The sequence below is a fragment of the Exiguobacterium sp. UBA3968 genome (genome assembly GCF_002385115.1).
Taxonomy (GTDB): domain Bacteria; phylum Bacillota; class Bacilli; order Exiguobacteriales; family Exiguobacteriaceae; genus Exiguobacterium_A.
Genome location: NZ_DGCW01000001.1, coordinates 2853 through 3390 on the forward strand (window position 1 = coordinate 2853; position 538 = coordinate 3390).

The 538-nt window shown below is 48.5% G+C and carries 1 pseudogene; it reads right to left on the reverse strand.

Annotated elements, in window-relative coordinates:
- Nucleotides 1-538, reverse strand: a pseudogene (locus B3S86_RS00035) (DNA-directed RNA polymerase subunit beta'); the annotation flags it as partial.

Below are 538 nucleotides of genomic sequence, written 5' to 3' on the forward strand. Positions count from 1 at the left end.
TCTCAAACCGTTTGAAGACTTCCGCGATGACATTTCCAAGGAATCCTTTTTTGAACGGGTCGATGATCGGACGGTTCTTCAGTTCTGCCGCGACATCTGTTCCTTTTTCAAGGAAGTACTTGTCTGGCGTCGCTTCTTGAAGGTTCGTCATCGTTGGTTCGTTCAAGTAAGGGAACGTCGTTGGGAGGATCTCGTTGAAGATCAACTTACCGACTGTTGTAATCAATAATTTCTCGTTTTGCTCTTCCGTGAATGTCGGGTTCTTGAGAACGCCGGCTGGAATCGCAACACGTGTATGGAAGTGCGCATAACCGTTTTGATAAGCGATGAGCGCTTCGTTCACTGTCGAGAAGATTTTACCTTCGCCGATCGCGTTTTCGCGCTCGAGCGTGAGGTAGTAGTTACCGAGGACCATATCCTGCGATGGTGTAACAACAGGTTTACCGTCTTTCGGGTTCAAGATGTTTTGTGCAGCGAGCATGAGAAGACGTGCTTCTGCTTGTGCTTCTGCCGAAAGTGGTACGTGAACCGCCATTTG